This window comes from Pseudomonas sp. GZD-209 (genome assembly GCF_049310485.1).
Lineage (GTDB): Bacteria > Pseudomonadota > Gammaproteobacteria > Pseudomonadales > Pseudomonadaceae > Aquipseudomonas > Aquipseudomonas sichuanensis.
This window is the reverse complement of sequence record NZ_JBMOWQ010000003.1, coordinates 59,984-74,764: the sequence shown is the minus strand read 5'-3', so window position 1 is coordinate 74,764 and position 14,781 is coordinate 59,984. Positions and strand designations below refer to the sequence as shown.

Genomic DNA, 14,781 nt, shown 5'->3' with positions numbered 1-14,781 from the left:
CTCCCCATGACGGTCTACTTCATCGGCGCCGGCCCCGGCGATCCGGAACTGATCACGGTCAAGGGCCAGCGTTTGATCCGCCAGTGCCCGGTGATCATCTATGCCGGCTCCCTGGTACCCGCTGCCGTGCTCGAAGGGCACCGTGCCGAGACAGTGATCAACAGTGCCGAACTGCACCTGCAGCAGATCGTCGAGGCCATGCGCCAGGCCCACGCCAACGGCCAGGACGTGGCCCGGGTACATAGCGGCGACCCCAGCCTGTATGGCGCCATCGGTGAGCAGATCCGCCACCTGCGCGATCTGGGCATCGACTACCAGATCATCCCCGGCGTAACGGCCACCGCCGCCAGCGCCGCGCTGCTGGGTTGCGAGCTGACCCTGCCAGAGGTGTCGCAGACAGTGATCCTGACCCGTTACGGCGACAGCTCACCGATGCCGGCCGGCGAACAACTGGCCGACCTGGCCCGGCATGGCAGCACCCTGGCCATCCACCTGGGCATCAAGAACCTGGCGCGGATCGTCGAGGAACTCCTGCCCCATTACGGCGCCGACTGCCCGATCGCCGTGGTCCATCGCGCCACCTGGCCCGACCAGGACTGGGCCAGGGGCACCCTGGCGGACATCGTCGAGCGCGTGACCAGCAAGGGCTTCCGGCGCACGGCGCTGATCCTGGTCGGCCATGTGCTGGGTGATGCACCGTTTGCCGAATCGGCGCTGTATCGCGCTGGCCACGCCCATCTGTACCGCCCGGGCAACTGAAGCGATTGCCGCCAGACGTGGCGACGGCGCACACTGCCCTTCCACGTCACGGAGCCACGCCCATGCTCGAACTACGCCCCAACTGCGAGTGCTGCAACAGCGACCTGCCGGGCGACAGCCCGGACGCCTTGATCTGCTCGTTCGAATGCACCTTCTGTCGCAGCTGCAATGACCAGCACTTGCACGGCCGCTGCCCCAACTGTGGCGGCCCGCTACTCAGCCGCCCGCCCCGGTTGGGCCAGGCCCTGAAGAACAACCCCGCCTCCAGCGAGCGCATCCTCAAGGCGCATCCCGCCTGCAGCTGACCCGCCTGCCTCAGTGCCTGTCCTGGGGCGTTCCCGCGCCCCTTTTGTAGTCCTTTTCTACAATTCCTTGTTGTCTTTTCAACGCACCTATACTCGCCTATTACCAAGGGTTCGGAATCACCGTAATGTGCGCGCTGCCCAGTTGATCCGCAGGCGTGAGCCCGATGGAAGATTGGACATGGGCTCAATCCGACAGGAGTTTCACATGACATCCGTGCTGTTGGTCGATGACCATCACATTGTTCGCCTTGCTGTACGCATGCTGCTTGAGGGCGAGCGCTTCACCGTCGTGGGTGAAACCGGCAAGGGCAAGGATGCCGCCCGCCTGGCCGAGCAGACCAAGGCGGAAGTGGTCATCCTCGATATCGGCCTGCCCGACCTCGATGGCATGGAAGTGATCAAACGCCTCAAACTGCTCAACCCCTCCCCCAGGATCATGGCGCTGACCGGGCAACCGGCCGATCTGTACGTGCGCCGGTGCATGGACGCCGGCATCTCGGCCTTCGTCAACAAGGACGAGGACCTCGACGCCCTGGTCTTTGCCCTCAAGGCACTGGTGAAAGGCTATTCGACCTTCCCGCAGATGGCAGTCAACAGCAACACCCTGGAAAGCGAGGGCGAACGACTGGGCAGCCTGTCAAACCGTGAAATGGAAGTGCTGCGCCGCCTCTGCGCAGGCCAGAGCAACAAGCTGATCGGCGAGCAGATGCACCTCAGCGCCAAGACCATCAGTACCTACCGCGGTCGGATCATGGAGAAGCTCAAGGTCGAATCACTGGTGGAAATGGTCGACCTGGCCAAACGCAACAACGCGGGCTGAAGCATGAGCAAGGGCACACTGCTGTGCCTGGTGCTGACCTTGCTGGTGCCCGTGCAGGGACTGTCCCAGACCACCAGCGAGGACCGTCACCTGCTGGCCCGTGCCCAGAGCGCCGCCGCGCCACTGCCCCTTGACGACAACGACCGGCAATGGCTGCGCGAGCGCCAGGTACTGACCTTGGGCGGCTCGCGCCCCGACTACCCGCCTTTCGATATCAACACCAGCCAGGACGACTACGAGGGCCTGAGCGCCGATTACGCCGGCCTGATCGCCGAGCAACTGGGGATACCCATCAAGGTACGGCGCTACCCTACCCGCGCGCAGGCCATCGCTGCCCTGCACCGTGGCGAGATCGACCTGCTGGGCACCTCCAACGCTTTCGAAGCCGCCGACGCCGAACTCGCCCTGAGCCTGCCCTATGCCGACGACCTGCCGGTCCTCGTCAGCCGACAGGGCGGCGCCCTGCTGGAGGGCAGCGATCTGGCCGGCCAGCGCCTGGCCCTGGTCGATCACTACCTGCCCCTGCAAGCCGTGCAGCAGCTCTACCCCAACGCCCAGATAACCCTGTACCGCTCTACCCTGGCTGGGATCGCGGCGGTTGCGCTGGGCCAGGCAGATACTTACCTGGGCGACGCCATCAGCAGCGACTACGTGATCAGCAGAAGCTACCAGGGTGCAGTCAAGGTCGATCACTTCGTCAAACTGCCGGCCGGCACTTTCGCGTTTGCCCTGGACCGCGACAACCAGCGCCTGCGCGCACTGATCGACCAGGCCTTGGGGCGCATCGCCGACAGCGAACGGCTGAACATCCTGCGCCGCTGGACCAGTGGCAGCACCAGCATCCTGCTCGATCGCCGGCTGGACGCCCTTACCGCCGAAGAGCGCGCCTGGATCACCCAGCACCGCACGGTGAAGGTGATGATCAATACTGCCCTCGCTCCGCTGACATTCACCGACAGCCAGCAGCAACCACGCGGCCTGGCCATGGACGTGCTGGAGCAAATCAGCCTGCGCACCGGCCTGCGTTTCGACGTGGTCGGGGCACAGTCGTTCGGCGAGATGGTCGATGCCGCAACGCAGGGCAAGGTCGACATGCTCGGCGCCATTGGCTATGACCCGCGGCTGGCCACTCGCTTGCGTTACAGCCGCCCCTACCTGGCCAGCCCGCAGGTGCTGGTGATGCGCGCCAGCTCACCGCCATTGGACCCGGCACAGCCGCTGAGCGACCAGCGGGTGGCGCTGTTGCGCGGCTCGCCGCTGCTCGACGGGCTCCTGCAGCAGGCACCTCGCGTGCGCCCGGTCGAGGTGGACAATCCACTGCAACTGATGGAGGCGGTGCTCCAACGCAATGCCGATGTCGCGCTCAGCCCCTATATCAACGCCAGCTACTTCATCAGCCAGGTGTTCAAGGGTGACCTGCGGGTCGCAGCGCAACTGGGTGATGAGCCCGCGCTCGCGGCCTTCGCCGTCGACCCTGCACAGCCCCAGCTGCAGGCCATCCTCGACAAGGCGTTGTTGAGCATTGCACCTGACGAGCTTGAACAACTGGTCAATCGCTGGCGTACCAGTGCGGTGGTCAGCGACAGCCCCTGGCGCAACTACCGGGCCCTGGCACTCCAGGTGCTGGTACTGGCCAGCGTGCTGCTGGCGGGCGTGGTGTTCTGGAACAGCTACCTGCGCAAACTCATCCATCAGCGCACCGAGGCCCAGCATGCGCTGCAGGATCAACTGCAGCTCAGCCGCGGGCTGTTGGAGCAGTTGCGCCAGGCGAAAGAGGACGCCGAACAGGCCAACCAAGCCAAAAGCACGTTTCTCGCGGTCATGAGCCATGAAATCCGCACGCCGATGAACGCGGTCATCGGCTTGCTCGAACTGGCCCTGGAGGACAGCCGTCATGGCCGCATCGATGGCCAGGCGCTGGAAACCGCCCATGGCTCGGCGACCGGACTGCTTGAGCTGATTGGCGACATTCTCGATATTTCGCGCATCGAAGCCGGGCACATGACCCTGCAACCGGTGGCCGTCGAACTGGTCGGCCTGGTGCGCGCGACACTGCGGGTATTCGAGGGCAATGCGCGAACCAAGGGCATTCACCTGCGTGCCGCGCTGCCCACCGAGCACTGCTGGGTGCTGGGCGACCCACTGCGGCTCAAGCAGGTGTTGTCCAACCTGTTGAGCAACGCGATCAAATTCACTGAGGAGGGGCGGATAGACGTTGCATTGGAGGTGACTGCGCACGGCGAGCAATCGATGGGCGTCATGCTGCAGGTGAAGGATAGCGGCGTGGGCATCAGCAGCGCTGACCAGGCGCGACTGTTCCACACCTTTGCCCAGATGGACGGACGCCAGGCCCGCCAAGGCGCGGGGCTAGGCCTGGTGATCTGCCGCGACCTGTGCGAGCTGATGGGCGGCACCCTGACCCTGCAAAGCCTCGAGGGCCTGGGCACCCAGGTGGATGTCCACCTCGATCTGCCGGTCGCCGTTGCGCCCGTGGGCCAATCACCCAAGCCTCCCGCGCCCCCGGCCGACAGCCCCGCATTGAGAGTGCTGGTGGTCGATGACTACCCTGCCAACCTGTTGCTGCTCGACAAACAGTTGCGCACGCTGGGCCATAAGGTAGTGCTCGCCGAACAGGGCCAGGACGCGCTGGCATTGTGGCGAAAGCACCCTTTCGATGTGCTGATCACCGATTGCAACATGCCGATCATGGACGGGCACGAACTGACCCGAAGCATCCGCGCGCTGGAACGTGACCAGGGCCTGCCTGCCTGCTTGATCATCGGCGTCACCGCCAATGCCCAGGCGCAAGAACGTCAACGCTGCCTGGACGATGGCATGGACGAGTGCCTGTTCAAGCCCATTGGCCTGCAAGCCCTGCGTGCAGGCCTGGCGCCGGCGAGCGTGCTCCCGGCGGCGGCTGTCGCCACGGTTGCCGCGCCGCAGCCTGGCCACAGCGGTTTTGCGCTGGAGCAATTGCGCCATCTCACCCAGGATGACGAGCAACTGACCCTGCGCCTGCTGAGGCAACTGGCCGAGAGCACTCGAGAAGACCTGCAAGCGCTGCACGAGCTGGGAGCTTCGCCGCCCCCTGATGCCCTCGCCATGGCCGTTCACCGCATCAAGGGCGGCGCCAAGATGCTCAAGGTGCGGGGCGTGGTGAAGGACTGCGAGGCCATTGAGCGGGCCATGGCCCTGGGCCAGCCAACCGAACAATTGCTTGCCCGCCTGCTGGCCAGCCTGCAGAGCCTGGAGCTAGAGCTGCGCCAGGGTATCAATGCAATTGAAGGGTCGAACTGATCTGGCTGATCGCATCCACCACGTGCCGTGAGCCCTGCTGGATTTCCATGATCACCGTGCCCGCTTCATTGGCCAGCTCCACCCCAAGCCCGGTGCGGGTCAGGCTCGACTGCATGCTGGCCACGGCATTCAATGACAGGTCATGGTTCTGCCGCACCACTTCGACGATTTCCAGCGTTGCCTTGCTGGTGCGCGCGGCCAGGCTGCGCACTTCATCGGCGACCACGGCAAAGCCACGCCCGTGCTCGCCAGCCCGAGCGGCTTCGATCGCTGCGTTGAGTGCCAGCAGGTTGGTCTGGTCGGCGATGCCACGGATGGTCAGGACAATCTGGCCGATCAACTCGGACTGCTTGCTCACCGCATCGAGGCTGAGCGCAGCCTGGTTGAGCTCGGCAGAAATCTGCTCGATCACCTCGACCGTCTGCTGCACCACCTGGGTGCCCTTGCGCGCGCAGGCGTCGGTTTGTACCGAGCTTGCGTGGGCGGCATCGGCAGCGGTCTGTTGGGTGCTGACCTGGTTGGTGATGTCGCTGGCGAACTTCACCACTTTGGTCAATCGTCCCTTGTTGTCGAAGATCGGGTTGTATGAGGCCTCCAGGTACACGGTCTGGCCTTGCTTGTTGACCCGTTCGAAGCGGTGCGAGTGGTATTCGCCGCGGTTCAGCGAAGCCCAGAACTCGCGGTACTGGGCCGATTCACGTTCGTGGGCCAGGCAAAACAGGCCGTGGTGGCGGCCCACCACTTCCTCCAGGCGATAACCCATGGTGTCGAGGAAGTTCTGGTTGGCCTTGATCACTCTGCCGGCAGGGGTGAACTCGACCACCGCCATGGAGCGGCCAATGGCCTTGAGCAGGCTCTCGCTCTCGTGCTCTTCGATCACATGGCGGGTGATGTCGGATGCCACCTTGATGACGCTGGTGACTTGTTGGCGGTCGTCGATCACTGGCATGTAGCTGGCTTCGAGCCAGACTTCGCGGCCGGCCTTGTCGAGCCGTTCGAAGGTGCCGCTGATGGCCTTGCCCTGCCCCAGCTCACGCCAGAGTTGCTGGTACTCGGCGCTTTTGGCGTAGGTGGGGTCACAGAAAATTCGGTGGTGCTTGCCGCGGATCTCGTCAGCGCTGTAGCCCATCGTCGTGCAGAAATGGTCGTTGGCATCGAGGATGGTGCCATCGGGGGCGAACTCGATCATGGCCATGGAGCGGCTGATGGCGGCGAGCTTCGCTTCCATGGTTGCCAGGGCCTGGCGGCAGCGCTGGATTTCGACCAGGTCGGACTTGCGGTGGTACTCGAACATGCGCTGGGACTCCTGTGCCCCTCGGGATGTCCTGAGCATAGATGGGCGTTATCGGCGTGCAAGCGCTTTGATATCACTTTTGGATTAGGTATTTGAGCCGTTGGTCGGGATCGGGATCGGGATCGGGATCGGGATCGGGATCGGGATCGGGACTCAGTGTGTTTGTTTTGATGGATGTATGCGCATTCATTGGTGATGTCGACGCTTAGTCACCTTTCCGCCCTTACGGCGGCCTACTTTTTTCTTGGAAAAAGTAGGCAAAACCGCCTGCTCCCATCATACGGCCCCTACTGTAAGCGCGCGAGACATTTGGCATTGCGCGGCAAGCTATTTGGCACACGTCAGGCTAGCCGCAATCGCGCCGATTTCGCGAGACATTTGGCACCTTGAAACCTCGCTGGTGCACCTCCATCTTGGTAGTGCCCCACCTTGGGAGGCACTGAGGAGATCACATGTCGGAGATGGAAAAGCTAGCTGCGCTTCTGCAGCGGCAAAAGGATGATGAAATCGATGCCCGAGCGAAAGCGGAAGTCGAGCATGGCCTCTGGATAAGCTCTCTGCACGAACTGTTCAAACAATTGGAGCTTTGGCTTGCGCCGCTCGTCACCAACCAGACGGCTCAGGTAAAGCGGGGCTGGGTGAGTATCTCGGAAAAACCAGTTCCAGCCTTGGAGAGGACCTATGAGGCACCGATGATGGGCCTCATGATCAAGGACAAAGCAATCGAAATTAAGCCAGTTGCGCGCTATGTGATCGGCGCCCATGGCTTGGTAGAGTTTGGAAATGAGGCGCAAGGCTGGAAGCTAACACGACATCTGCTGGATGGCGTCGAGTGCTGGAAAATCAGGTATGTGTTCATGCGACAGCCTAGCCCGAACAATGACCTCACCTCTGACTCCTTCGCACAAGCCATTGGGCAGCTCCTGCAAGGGATAAAATAAGCTCTACCTCTGATATCGCTGGCGTCCGGCGAGACGGACGCCGCACCACATGAGCCATGCTCTCCAGCGCGCTACCCCGCTGGAGCATAGGGCATTGAAAAACACCTTGTCAGATGCCTTTCGGCTCAGCTCACCAGTCGTATAGAGCCGATCATGGATCGTCGCAGCAGCGTCGCCATAGCCGACCACGCTCGCATACAGCGCGAGGGCACCGTAGCCAAGCGATCCGATGCATGCTCCAACCTCAGCCCAAACCACGCCAACAGCCAGGCTCGCGCCAAGCAGCGTCCAGGCGATGGTCCTAAGCGGCCTGACGCTGGCGAAGTCTGTCTTGAAGCCAGTGGGCACTTGCACCGCACCATGTTCGGGGTCTTGATAGACGAAGCCCCCGAGCAATCGAGCCTGACTACCACGGATCGACAGTTCCGCCTTCAGCGGGAGTGGAAAGCGCTCCATCAGGGCCACCACTTGTCGTCGGCATAATCGACAGGAATTGGGCTCGAGTCTTTGAGATCCCGACCCGCGAAGACAAGCATCTGCTTGCGCTCTGCTGCCACCTTGCCGAATGCAACGACTGTTTGTGCATCCATCCTTACAAGGCTGTTGTCAGTCGCAATCCAGGCATAGTCTTCGCCTGGATTGGACCAACGAAGGTCACCAGGTTGTGCACCGGCCACCACAGCCATAAAGCCGAGCTGAGCAGCGCCAGCTATGTTCTCGCGATCCGTAGCGCGGGATTGGTACATCACCCCCTGGAACATCACCCCTGCATCAATCCTGCGATCTCGCTCCGCATCGACTTCCGACGCACCGATGCTTACAGGCAGTTCTGGCTGCTCTTCGGAATAGTGCTCGTCCCCAAGCAAGTCATCCGGCCCATCTACGGCTCGCCAGCCTCGCAAATCATTCCTTACCGCAAAGCTCATAGGTTGTCCTCCCACCCCAATACTGAAATCTTGCTGCCGCTCGCAGTGCTGTAGCCGTAAATATTCGAAGACTCCAGCTGGACCCTGAATTGCTGCGCGGCCGTACCGCTTCCCGATGGCAGATAGACATAAGCCACTCCATAGGTGTCATAGCTTGCATTGGGAGCAACGCTGCAGATTACGTTGGAGTTCTGGATACGGCCTGAAATCGCGACCGCCGTGGCTGGCACGAAGTTACCGACAGCGATTGCCGTCCACTGCGCCAGAACACCCGAGGCCATGTCACGCAACGCCAGCAACTGAACACTGCGCCCATGCTGTACGAAGCCCAATGGGTACTTGTTCGCGCTCCCGTCAGTCCGCGCCCAGCCAATCCTGGCGCGATGGGTGTACCCCTCAGGTGCTGTAGGAGCAGTGAAAGATAGGTCCAGCGTGGCGCACACGGCGCTCCCGTTCCACCACACCCAAATCGCGTACCAGGTGTTGGCAGCCAAAGCACCTGACGACAGGCCGTTGGCACCCGCTGCGGCTGAATTGATCGTGAGATTGATGTTTCTGAGCAGACGCTGCTGACCAACTGCATCTTCAACCACCAGGGCGTCCGCCGATATGCTGACCTGTGCAGATGTTCCTGTAGTGCTGACTTTCAATGCCCGATGCGCGCCTCTCAGCCCAACTTGCGGGAGTGAGGTCGCCCCCACTTCGAACCACTTGCCCGCACCGTTCGAGCGAAGGTGTACCCAGCTACCCGCAGATGGCAATTGCACACTGCCTGCGCCCGTTGGCTGCGACTGCATATCGGAATGGATCTTGTCCCCCGCCGATGCTGAAACACTACACGTCGTCGTGGCACTGTCAGTTCGGCGCAGAATGACATCCACCACCCCGAGGTCAGCATCAGCCGCAGGGAGCGTTACGGCACGATTCCCCCCCGCAGCGTCAACGAGCACCAACCCCATTTGACCTTGGCCAAGCACGGTATCGACGCTGATTGAGGTAACGATCTGACCCGGCACTTTGAGTGCGATCAAGGCCTCCAGGGCCACGAGCAGTTGCCCATCGTCATCCTTGTCCAGGTCAATACCTGCTGCCTGAATCACGTTTACCAGCTCGCGCTGCAGCATATTGAAATACTCAGCCTTCATCGGTGTCGCACGCAGGCCGGACTGCACATCACCGCCTTGCCATTCACCCTCTGCTGTCACCCGTTCGGTGTAAGCACCTACCTTTTCCATTACGCCTCCAGATACCCAATTTGCAGGACCAGCCAGCTCGGTGCGGCATGCCGCAGCGAGCATTCAATAAGTTCGTCGCCCCAAGATCGGAGCGGATCGCCGATGACGGCTTCGTTGATGATCGACTCGCGGATCACGCCAGGAGGCAACAGGACCCGCCAAGTCAGATCCCAGTCGGCGCTGTTCATGTCGTCGCCTATGACTGCTCCCCGGTGCCCTGTTGCGGCTTCAACCTCGACCGTAGCCTCCCGGAACTCCAGCACCTTCGCCCCGGCGTAGCCGAGCCCTTCGGCCAGATCCAAGTAATCCTGGATCGTCATGCCGCCCCGGCCGATGATCCGGCCGATCAGCGCGGCACGCCGATCGGCCATGGACTGCTCTGCCGGCGCACAAGCGGACGGCAGACCGTAACTGGCCTCCCACTCTTCGAAAGTCTCCGAGGCCTGGCGCGGGTCAGCCTCGACCAGGAGCGCACCGGCCCGCTCATCGATCCGTGCGGGCTCTTGCGCTTCACCCGCCAGCAACCGCTGCAGGTTCGAGTCCGGGTCAGTGGCCCACACAATGCCCTGGGGCAAGAGTGCAAAGAGCTGCTGCCGGTAGTCGGTCGCCTTTAAGGCAGCCACACGGCACCTCCCCACAGCGGCAGTTCACCGTGGCCATGGGCAACGCTCGCCGTCGGCCACTCCAGGTCGTAGTCGGTGAGGTTCGCAGCAGTGCCAATTGCCGTGCGAATTTGCGAGATCGATAGTGGCTTGCCAGGCTCACCCGTTCGCAGAATCAAGTCCTGCAGGCTCTTCTCAACGGCGCTACGGACCTGGCTGTTGTCCGGGGTAACACGTAAGCGAGGCTCGAAGTACTTCGGAATGCACGACACGACATAGACGTGGGCAGTCACGTTGCGCTGCGTTTCGATGTAGTCGAAAACGTCCTGCAGGAGCTGCAGGGATGGCATTGGACCGCCTGCAGCGTCGTCAGCCATGATGCGTAGCACGACGGTGCCCAACCCCATCCCTAGCGGGTCTTCCCACGCCCTGGTCACACCTGGGACTTGCAGCGCCCATTCGGCCCAGTCGCCCTCCGCGCCGCCACGCGGGATACGGGCACGACGAAGCATGATGCGATCTCTCCAGGTGCTGAACTCTTCAATGTCCGCGCCCCCGGTAATCCCGCCTGCAGCAACCTTTGCCTTGCTGTTGATCCCGGTCACCGGGGAAATCAGCGTCAGTTCGGCGCCGGCCGGAAGCTCTCCGGCAGCACCGGCTGTATATGCCTCTACATTCACCTGGGCGGCCCCGGCCTGGATGACTACGTCAGTCGTGGTCCGATACTCTGCACCCTCGTACTGCCACACCGTGCCGGCATCCAGCGGGAAACCGTTGACGCCCCCAACGATGATCAGGCCGCTGTTGGTCGACTCTTCTCGACGCGGCACGCCAACGCTGTGCAGGTAGAGCAAGTCGTCATCACAGGTCTCCGGGAAGAGCTGACGCTCCATCCACTGCAGATAGCCATAGAGGCCATGGGCCAAGCCAGCCTGGCCGGTGGCCAGCGCCTTGGTCATCCGTTGAGCCAGGACGGCCTGGGCGCCGGGTAAGCGCGAGACCAGGTCGTTGTCCACCCGTGCGATCAGCTCGGGCAGTGTTGGTCGGCTAAAGGCCATTGGTGGCTCCCCAAACATAGTCATAACGGCCTTCCAGGACGGAACCATCTATCCGCTGGATGCCGACAATCAGCTGCATCACGCCGCGTCGTGCATGGATGGCCTCAACGTCCACAGCGCTGGCGATACCGTCTTCGATGACCCAGGTCAGCGCTTCGCGGGCATATTGCTCAGCGCGTCGCAGGACCTGGTCCACGTCCTTCTCACGGCTGATCAGCCACAGACGCGACCCGATCGGCCGTACGGTGTACGCGTCAAACCACCAGCCGCGACGGTCGCTGCCGCCATCGGGTAGTACGTCTTCGTCCAGGGCGCGACGATCCGTGTACAGCGAAAGAAGCACGGCCGTTTCCAGAGTGGCGTCCGGTGCCAGGTCGCCATCGACGATCGCCAGGTCGTAGCACTTAGCATCAGCGTCATAGCTCAGTCCGATATCCATAGCGCTACTCCGCTTCCGCTGGCGCCATCAGTTGGTCGGGCTTCGGCCCGTTGGCATGCTGGTGCTGGTTGTAGATATCGCGCATCACCTGCATGGTGCTGGTGTGGTCGCGCACTTCGCCCGCGACCTCGAGGTCGCCGTCCATGGACACCTTGGGGCAGTCGACGAAAGCCAGTGGCTTTCCGGCGCCATTGATCACGATGCCTTCACGGGTCAGGTGTACGGACAGGCCCTCGTCGTCATGGATGGCCACCTCTCCATCCTTTAGGGAGGACATGCGATAACGCCTGTCGTCGATCGCGATGACTGCGAGGTGAGCGCGAGCACCACCCACAGCGGCTACCACAGCCTCAGCACCAGCGTGCGGCACCGAGGTAAAGCCGTAGTTCTGGAAGCGCTCGGCCCAGGCCGGGGACTCGCCCAGCAGCGTGACCTGTACCGACTGCATTTGCTGGCCATCGTCGGCCATCTGCAGCACGCCACGGCTGATCATCAGGCGCATGCGACGCCAGAGCGGGCCGAGCATGCGTGCCCATGCACGTTGGCTTACCATCCGAGATCTCCCGACTTGGAGCCTGAGCCCTTGGCGTCCTTCTCTTTGATTGGCACAGGTTCAAACGCGGCAGGCGGCGCAACACGTAGTTCGGCGCGGCGCCCGTCCAGACCCTCGATCAATTGCACATCACTGATCAGCATCTTTTCGTCCAGGGCCAGGTACGGGTCACGCACGTGCACCAGGTCGCCGGGGCGCCAGACACCCTGTTCGTGCTCCCAGGTCAACACGGTGTAAGTCACTCCGCGCCCTTTGGCCCACCGCATACGTGCTTCCAGTTCGGCCCGAGAGGAGCAGTCTTTGCCGTCTGCAGGTGTGTCGCAGACAACCAGGATTGTGCGGGGCCGACGTACACGCGGATCGCTCGCAGTGCCCCGAGGGCTGGATGCTTGCGCGCCGTTCCAGTCATTGTCGCCAGGGGTTTGGCCCTCAATGATGTACTGGTTAAACCGGTCTCGATCGCTGAACGTGCCAGATGCTTTCCAGATGTTCTTGCCCAGCTCCAGGACGGTGCTGATCTCTCGCTGTACCGAGTGGACAATCACCAGTCGGCCCTGGGCGTCACTGACCACTCGGGCACCACGCAACTGAGCGGCGCGCTCGATCGCTTCGGCCATGGGCTGACCATCTTCCAGGACGAACGCTTTGAACGGCTTACTATCGCCGACTTTGTCGACGACCTCGATGCCGTAGGGCTGTGCCAAATCCGTTGCGATTTGCGCCAGAGTCCGGCCGTCGAGGCGCTTTTCCTTGCCGGAGCAGTCGACCAGGTCGGCAGCACGGCTGCGGCCGTTCGCGACGATCGAATGAGACTGGGCGTCATAGTCGGGCAGCACTTCGTCCAGGTAGCCGGTGAGCACCAGCTCGCTACCCACCTTCACCGTGCAGGCCTGGCCAGGCATTACTGGGCGGACTTCCCCGGACTCGGCCCAACGCTCGGTCAGGGTCAAACTGAACTCGTCGGCGATCTGCTCCAGGGACAGGCGGATGCTGACTTCCTGCCAGCCCGTGTGCATCAGGCTGCCGACCTGCAGTACGACCGGGGCTACTTCACTCACTCAATACCTCCAGAGCCATCCCGCCGCGCAGAGCACCAGGATGACGAACATTGTTTCGAACGCAGATCTCGTCGGCGCGCTTGGCATCGCCGTAAAGTCGTTGAGCCACCACCAGCGACGGCAGCGTGGTTTGTGGGGTGAAGCTGGCCAGGTTAGGAAGCGCCGTTGCCCGCTCACGAAGGTCAGTCACCAGGGCGGCTCGCAGCGCCGCCAGGGCGTTGTAGACGTCATCGTTGATCGCTGGGCTGGTCTGCAATTGGTGGTCGATCAACGCCAGCGCATCCTTGCCGGCGTCGTCGGCGTCCTGGCGCGACAGCCAGTCCGTCTCGGCCACGACCCGTGCTGCAGTAATCGCGGCCAGGCGGGCGTTGAGCTGCTGCGCAGCCTGAATGTCTGCCGCTCGCTTTGCGTTCTCCGGGGTGTCACCCTCGGGCAGAACGACCGCGTCACCGGCCAGGCCGGCCTGGCGCAGCATGCGTACTGCTCGAACTGGCGGACCTGGTGGGAGACGCAGATGGCCACCACCGCTGTCATTGCTCGAAAGCACGCTGCGCCCGCTGTACAGGTCCAGGGCGTTGATCGGACGCATCACTGCATTTCGCAGTCGGTTGTAGCCGCCCAGGACAATCCCCACGATGTTGACCGGGAAGCGGATCGCACTGGCGATGCCATCAGCGATGCCGCCCACGAACCGCTCCAGTCCGCCCATAACCGAAGTCAGGTCACGTTCAATCGCCGTCAGCGACCAACCCGTAAGACCTTCAACGCTCCAGCGATCGAAGAAGTCTTCCTCGGTCTTGGCCTGGCAGGCGTCGGCGGCCTGGCCAACCTCGCGCTGCGTGTCGACCTTGACCGAGGGGAGCAACTTCTGGCCACTCTCAACAAACGTCACTTCAAAGGTGCAGGTGCCACCTTCGCGGTTCGACTCGGTCCAGGTCGGTTCGAAAGCAACCGCCGACACACTGCCGACGTAGGGGTGCACCAGCGTTGCTGCACCTGGTGCGTCCAGGGCCTCGATCAGCAGGTCGCGCTGCAGGTCGTAGTCGTCGCCGGCAACGAAGAACGACAAGCGCCATTCACGCTTACGACGGCCCATGTCTTCGGCATGCGGAATATCGCGGCGCGGGTACTCATGCACCAGCCAGCGGCGACCGCCGTTGGTGCCGGACTGCTCTACGTGGAACTCGACTCCCCGGTAGCTGCCCCGCAGCTCAGGGTCGATTCGATCACGCCAGGACATGTGCTAACCTCCCTGAATCTTTGATTTGGTCACTGGGGAAAATGGAATGAAACCGTCCGACAAAATCCTTATCTCGGTTGTGCTCACTGCTGCGGTTGTTACTGGTCTGCTCTACTGGTGGAAGCCGGATATGCATTGGGCTGTTTATCTCGGCGCTTGGTTCTTCTTGTCAGCAGCTGGTTATGGACCAGCTCTTAAAGATGCTGCGAACGAAAAGATCGTTAATGGAGATAGCTCCAGGAGCAGTTCCTAAC

General features: G+C 62.4%; 15 protein-coding genes and 2 pseudogenes. 6 read left to right on the top strand and 11 right to left on the bottom strand.

The genetic code is table 11. The annotated features are described in order from the left end of the window. Positions 1 to 6: 6 nt before the first annotated feature. From cobM to ACO6VM_RS00660, 4 genes are all read left to right on the top strand, one after another. A complete protein-coding gene (gene cobM, locus ACO6VM_RS00675; RefSeq protein ID WP_401059107.1) occupies positions 7 to 759 on the top strand; it encodes a precorrin-4 C(11)-methyltransferase in 753 nt (250 codons plus the stop codon). Between the two features lie 62 nt (positions 760 to 821). Then, a complete protein-coding gene (locus ACO6VM_RS00670) occupies positions 822 to 1,064 on the top strand; it encodes a DUF1272 domain-containing protein (protein WP_401059106.1) in 243 nt (80 codons plus the stop codon). Between the two features lie 205 nt (positions 1,065 to 1,269). Then, the gene (locus ACO6VM_RS00665) at positions 1,270 to 1,884 is read left to right on the top strand and encodes a response regulator (RefSeq protein ID WP_401059104.1); all 615 of its coding nucleotides are present in this window, start codon (positions 1,270 to 1,272) and stop codon (positions 1,882 to 1,884) included. 3 nt (positions 1,885 to 1,887) lie between these two features. Further along, the gene (locus ACO6VM_RS00660; RefSeq protein WP_422402571.1) at positions 1,888 to 5,181 is read left to right on the top strand and encodes a transporter substrate-binding domain-containing protein; all 3,294 of its coding nucleotides are present in this window, start codon (positions 1,888 to 1,890) and stop codon (positions 5,179 to 5,181) included. Here ACO6VM_RS00660 and ACO6VM_RS00655 read toward each other — a convergent pair. Both ACO6VM_RS00655 and ACO6VM_RS00650 read right to left on the bottom strand, forming a co-directional pair. Next, positions 5,156 to 5,590 (bottom strand): annotated as a pseudogene (locus tag ACO6VM_RS00655) (methyl-accepting chemotaxis protein); the annotation flags it as partial. The gene ACO6VM_RS00660 and the pseudogene ACO6VM_RS00655 overlap by 26 nt on opposite strands. A gap of 102 nt (positions 5,591 to 5,692) precedes the next feature. After that, a pseudogene (locus ACO6VM_RS00650) lies at positions 5,693 to 6,409 on the bottom strand (PAS domain-containing protein); the annotation flags it as partial. A 518-nt stretch (positions 6,410 to 6,927) separates the two neighbouring features. Between ACO6VM_RS00650 and ACO6VM_RS00645 the strand changes: the two are divergent. Next, entirely contained in the window at positions 6,928 to 7,416 is a 489-nt protein-coding gene (locus tag ACO6VM_RS00645) for a hypothetical protein (RefSeq protein ID WP_422402570.1), read from the top strand. 3 nt (positions 7,417 to 7,419) lie between these two features. Here the strand turns inward: ACO6VM_RS00645 and ACO6VM_RS00640 are convergent, their stop codons facing one another. The 9 genes from ACO6VM_RS00640 to ACO6VM_RS00600 are packed head-to-tail and all read right to left on the bottom strand — an operon-like array spanning position 7,420 to position 14,527. Beyond that, on the bottom strand, positions 7,420 to 7,872 hold the full coding sequence (locus tag ACO6VM_RS00640) for a DUF1353 domain-containing protein (RefSeq protein ID WP_422402569.1): 453 nt from the start codon (positions 7,870 to 7,872) through the stop codon (positions 7,420 to 7,422). Beyond that, the gene (locus ACO6VM_RS00635) at positions 7,872 to 8,342 is read right to left on the bottom strand and encodes a hypothetical protein (RefSeq protein WP_422402568.1); all 471 of its coding nucleotides are present in this window, start codon (positions 8,340 to 8,342) and stop codon (positions 7,872 to 7,874) included. Before ACO6VM_RS00635 ends, ACO6VM_RS00640 begins: the two co-directional genes overlap by 1 nt. Then, the gene (locus ACO6VM_RS00630) at positions 8,339 to 9,577 is read right to left on the bottom strand and encodes a hypothetical protein (RefSeq protein ID WP_422402567.1); all 1,239 of its coding nucleotides are present in this window, start codon (positions 9,575 to 9,577) and stop codon (positions 8,339 to 8,341) included. Before ACO6VM_RS00630 ends, ACO6VM_RS00635 begins: the two co-directional genes overlap by 4 nt. Beyond that, a complete protein-coding gene (locus ACO6VM_RS00625) occupies positions 9,577 to 10,200 on the bottom strand; it encodes a YmfQ family protein (RefSeq protein WP_422402566.1) in 624 nt (207 codons plus the stop codon). The genes ACO6VM_RS00630 and ACO6VM_RS00625 overlap by 1 nt, the downstream gene beginning before the upstream one ends. After that, complete coding sequence (locus ACO6VM_RS00620; protein ID WP_422402565.1) at positions 10,188 to 11,237, bottom strand: baseplate J/gp47 family protein; 1,050 nt, start codon at positions 11,235 to 11,237, stop codon at positions 10,188 to 10,190. Before ACO6VM_RS00620 ends, ACO6VM_RS00625 begins: the two co-directional genes overlap by 13 nt. After that, positions 11,227 to 11,676 (bottom strand): phage GP46 family protein, encoded by a 450-nt coding sequence (locus ACO6VM_RS00615; RefSeq protein WP_422402564.1) that lies wholly within the window; start codon positions 11,674 to 11,676, stop codon positions 11,227 to 11,229. The genes ACO6VM_RS00620 and ACO6VM_RS00615 overlap by 11 nt, the downstream gene beginning before the upstream one ends. Positions 11,677 to 11,680: 4 nt before the next feature. Next, positions 11,681 to 12,229 carry a phage baseplate assembly protein V gene (locus ACO6VM_RS00610; protein ID WP_422402563.1) on the bottom strand — a complete coding sequence of 183 codons (549 nt, stop codon included), beginning with the start codon at positions 12,227 to 12,229 and terminating at the stop codon, positions 11,681 to 11,683. Beyond that, positions 12,223 to 13,287 (bottom strand): phage baseplate assembly protein, encoded by a 1,065-nt coding sequence (locus ACO6VM_RS00605; protein WP_422402562.1) that lies wholly within the window; start codon positions 13,285 to 13,287, stop codon positions 12,223 to 12,225. Before ACO6VM_RS00605 ends, ACO6VM_RS00610 begins: the two co-directional genes overlap by 7 nt. Next, positions 13,280 to 14,527 carry a DNA circularization protein gene (locus tag ACO6VM_RS00600; protein WP_422402561.1) on the bottom strand — a complete coding sequence of 416 codons (1,248 nt, stop codon included), beginning with the start codon at positions 14,525 to 14,527 and terminating at the stop codon, positions 13,280 to 13,282. The genes ACO6VM_RS00605 and ACO6VM_RS00600 overlap by 8 nt, the downstream gene beginning before the upstream one ends. 46 nt (positions 14,528 to 14,573) lie before the next feature. On the opposite strand from ACO6VM_RS00600, the gene ACO6VM_RS00595 reads away from it, so the two are divergent. After that, positions 14,574 to 14,780, top strand: coding sequence for a hypothetical protein (locus ACO6VM_RS00595; protein WP_271673845.1), 207 nt, complete (start codon positions 14,574 to 14,576; stop codon positions 14,778 to 14,780). Position 14,781 lies beyond the last annotated feature (1 nt).

Bases quoted from the DNA above. Each gene is read 5' to 3' on its own strand.
- cobM (WP_401059107.1), top strand. From the start codon at position 7: ATGACGGTCTACTTCATCGGCGCCGGCCCCGGCGATCCGGAACTGATC.
- ACO6VM_RS00620 (WP_422402565.1), bottom strand. From the start codon at position 11,237: ATGGCCTTTAGCCGACCAACACTGCCCGAGCTGATCGCACGGGTGGAC.
- ACO6VM_RS00670 (WP_401059106.1), top strand. From the start codon at position 822: ATGCTCGAACTACGCCCCAACTGCGAGTGCTGCAACAGCGACCTGCCG.
- ACO6VM_RS00640 (WP_422402569.1), bottom strand. From the start codon at position 7,872: ATGGAGCGCTTTCCACTCCCGCTGAAGGCGGAACTGTCGATCCGTGGT.
- ACO6VM_RS00660 (WP_422402571.1), top strand. From the start codon at position 1,888: ATGAGCAAGGGCACACTGCTGTGCCTGGTGCTGACCTTGCTGGTGCCC.
- ACO6VM_RS00665 (WP_401059104.1), top strand. From the start codon at position 1,270: ATGACATCCGTGCTGTTGGTCGATGACCATCACATTGTTCGCCTTGCT.
- ACO6VM_RS00595 (WP_271673845.1), top strand. From the start codon at position 14,574: ATGAAACCGTCCGACAAAATCCTTATCTCGGTTGTGCTCACTGCTGCG.
- ACO6VM_RS00645 (WP_422402570.1), top strand. From the start codon at position 6,928: ATGTCGGAGATGGAAAAGCTAGCTGCGCTTCTGCAGCGGCAAAAGGAT.
- ACO6VM_RS00610 (WP_422402563.1), bottom strand. From the start codon at position 12,229: ATGGTAAGCCAACGTGCATGGGCACGCATGCTCGGCCCGCTCTGGCGT.
- ACO6VM_RS00630 (WP_422402567.1), bottom strand. From the start codon at position 9,577: ATGGAAAAGGTAGGTGCTTACACCGAACGGGTGACAGCAGAGGGTGAA.
- ACO6VM_RS00635 (WP_422402568.1), bottom strand. From the start codon at position 8,342: ATGAGCTTTGCGGTAAGGAATGATTTGCGAGGCTGGCGAGCCGTAGAT.
- ACO6VM_RS00600 (WP_422402561.1), bottom strand. From the start codon at position 14,527: ATGTCCTGGCGTGATCGAATCGACCCTGAGCTGCGGGGCAGCTACCGG.
- ACO6VM_RS00615 (WP_422402564.1), bottom strand. From the start codon at position 11,676: ATGGATATCGGACTGAGCTATGACGCTGATGCTAAGTGCTACGACCTG.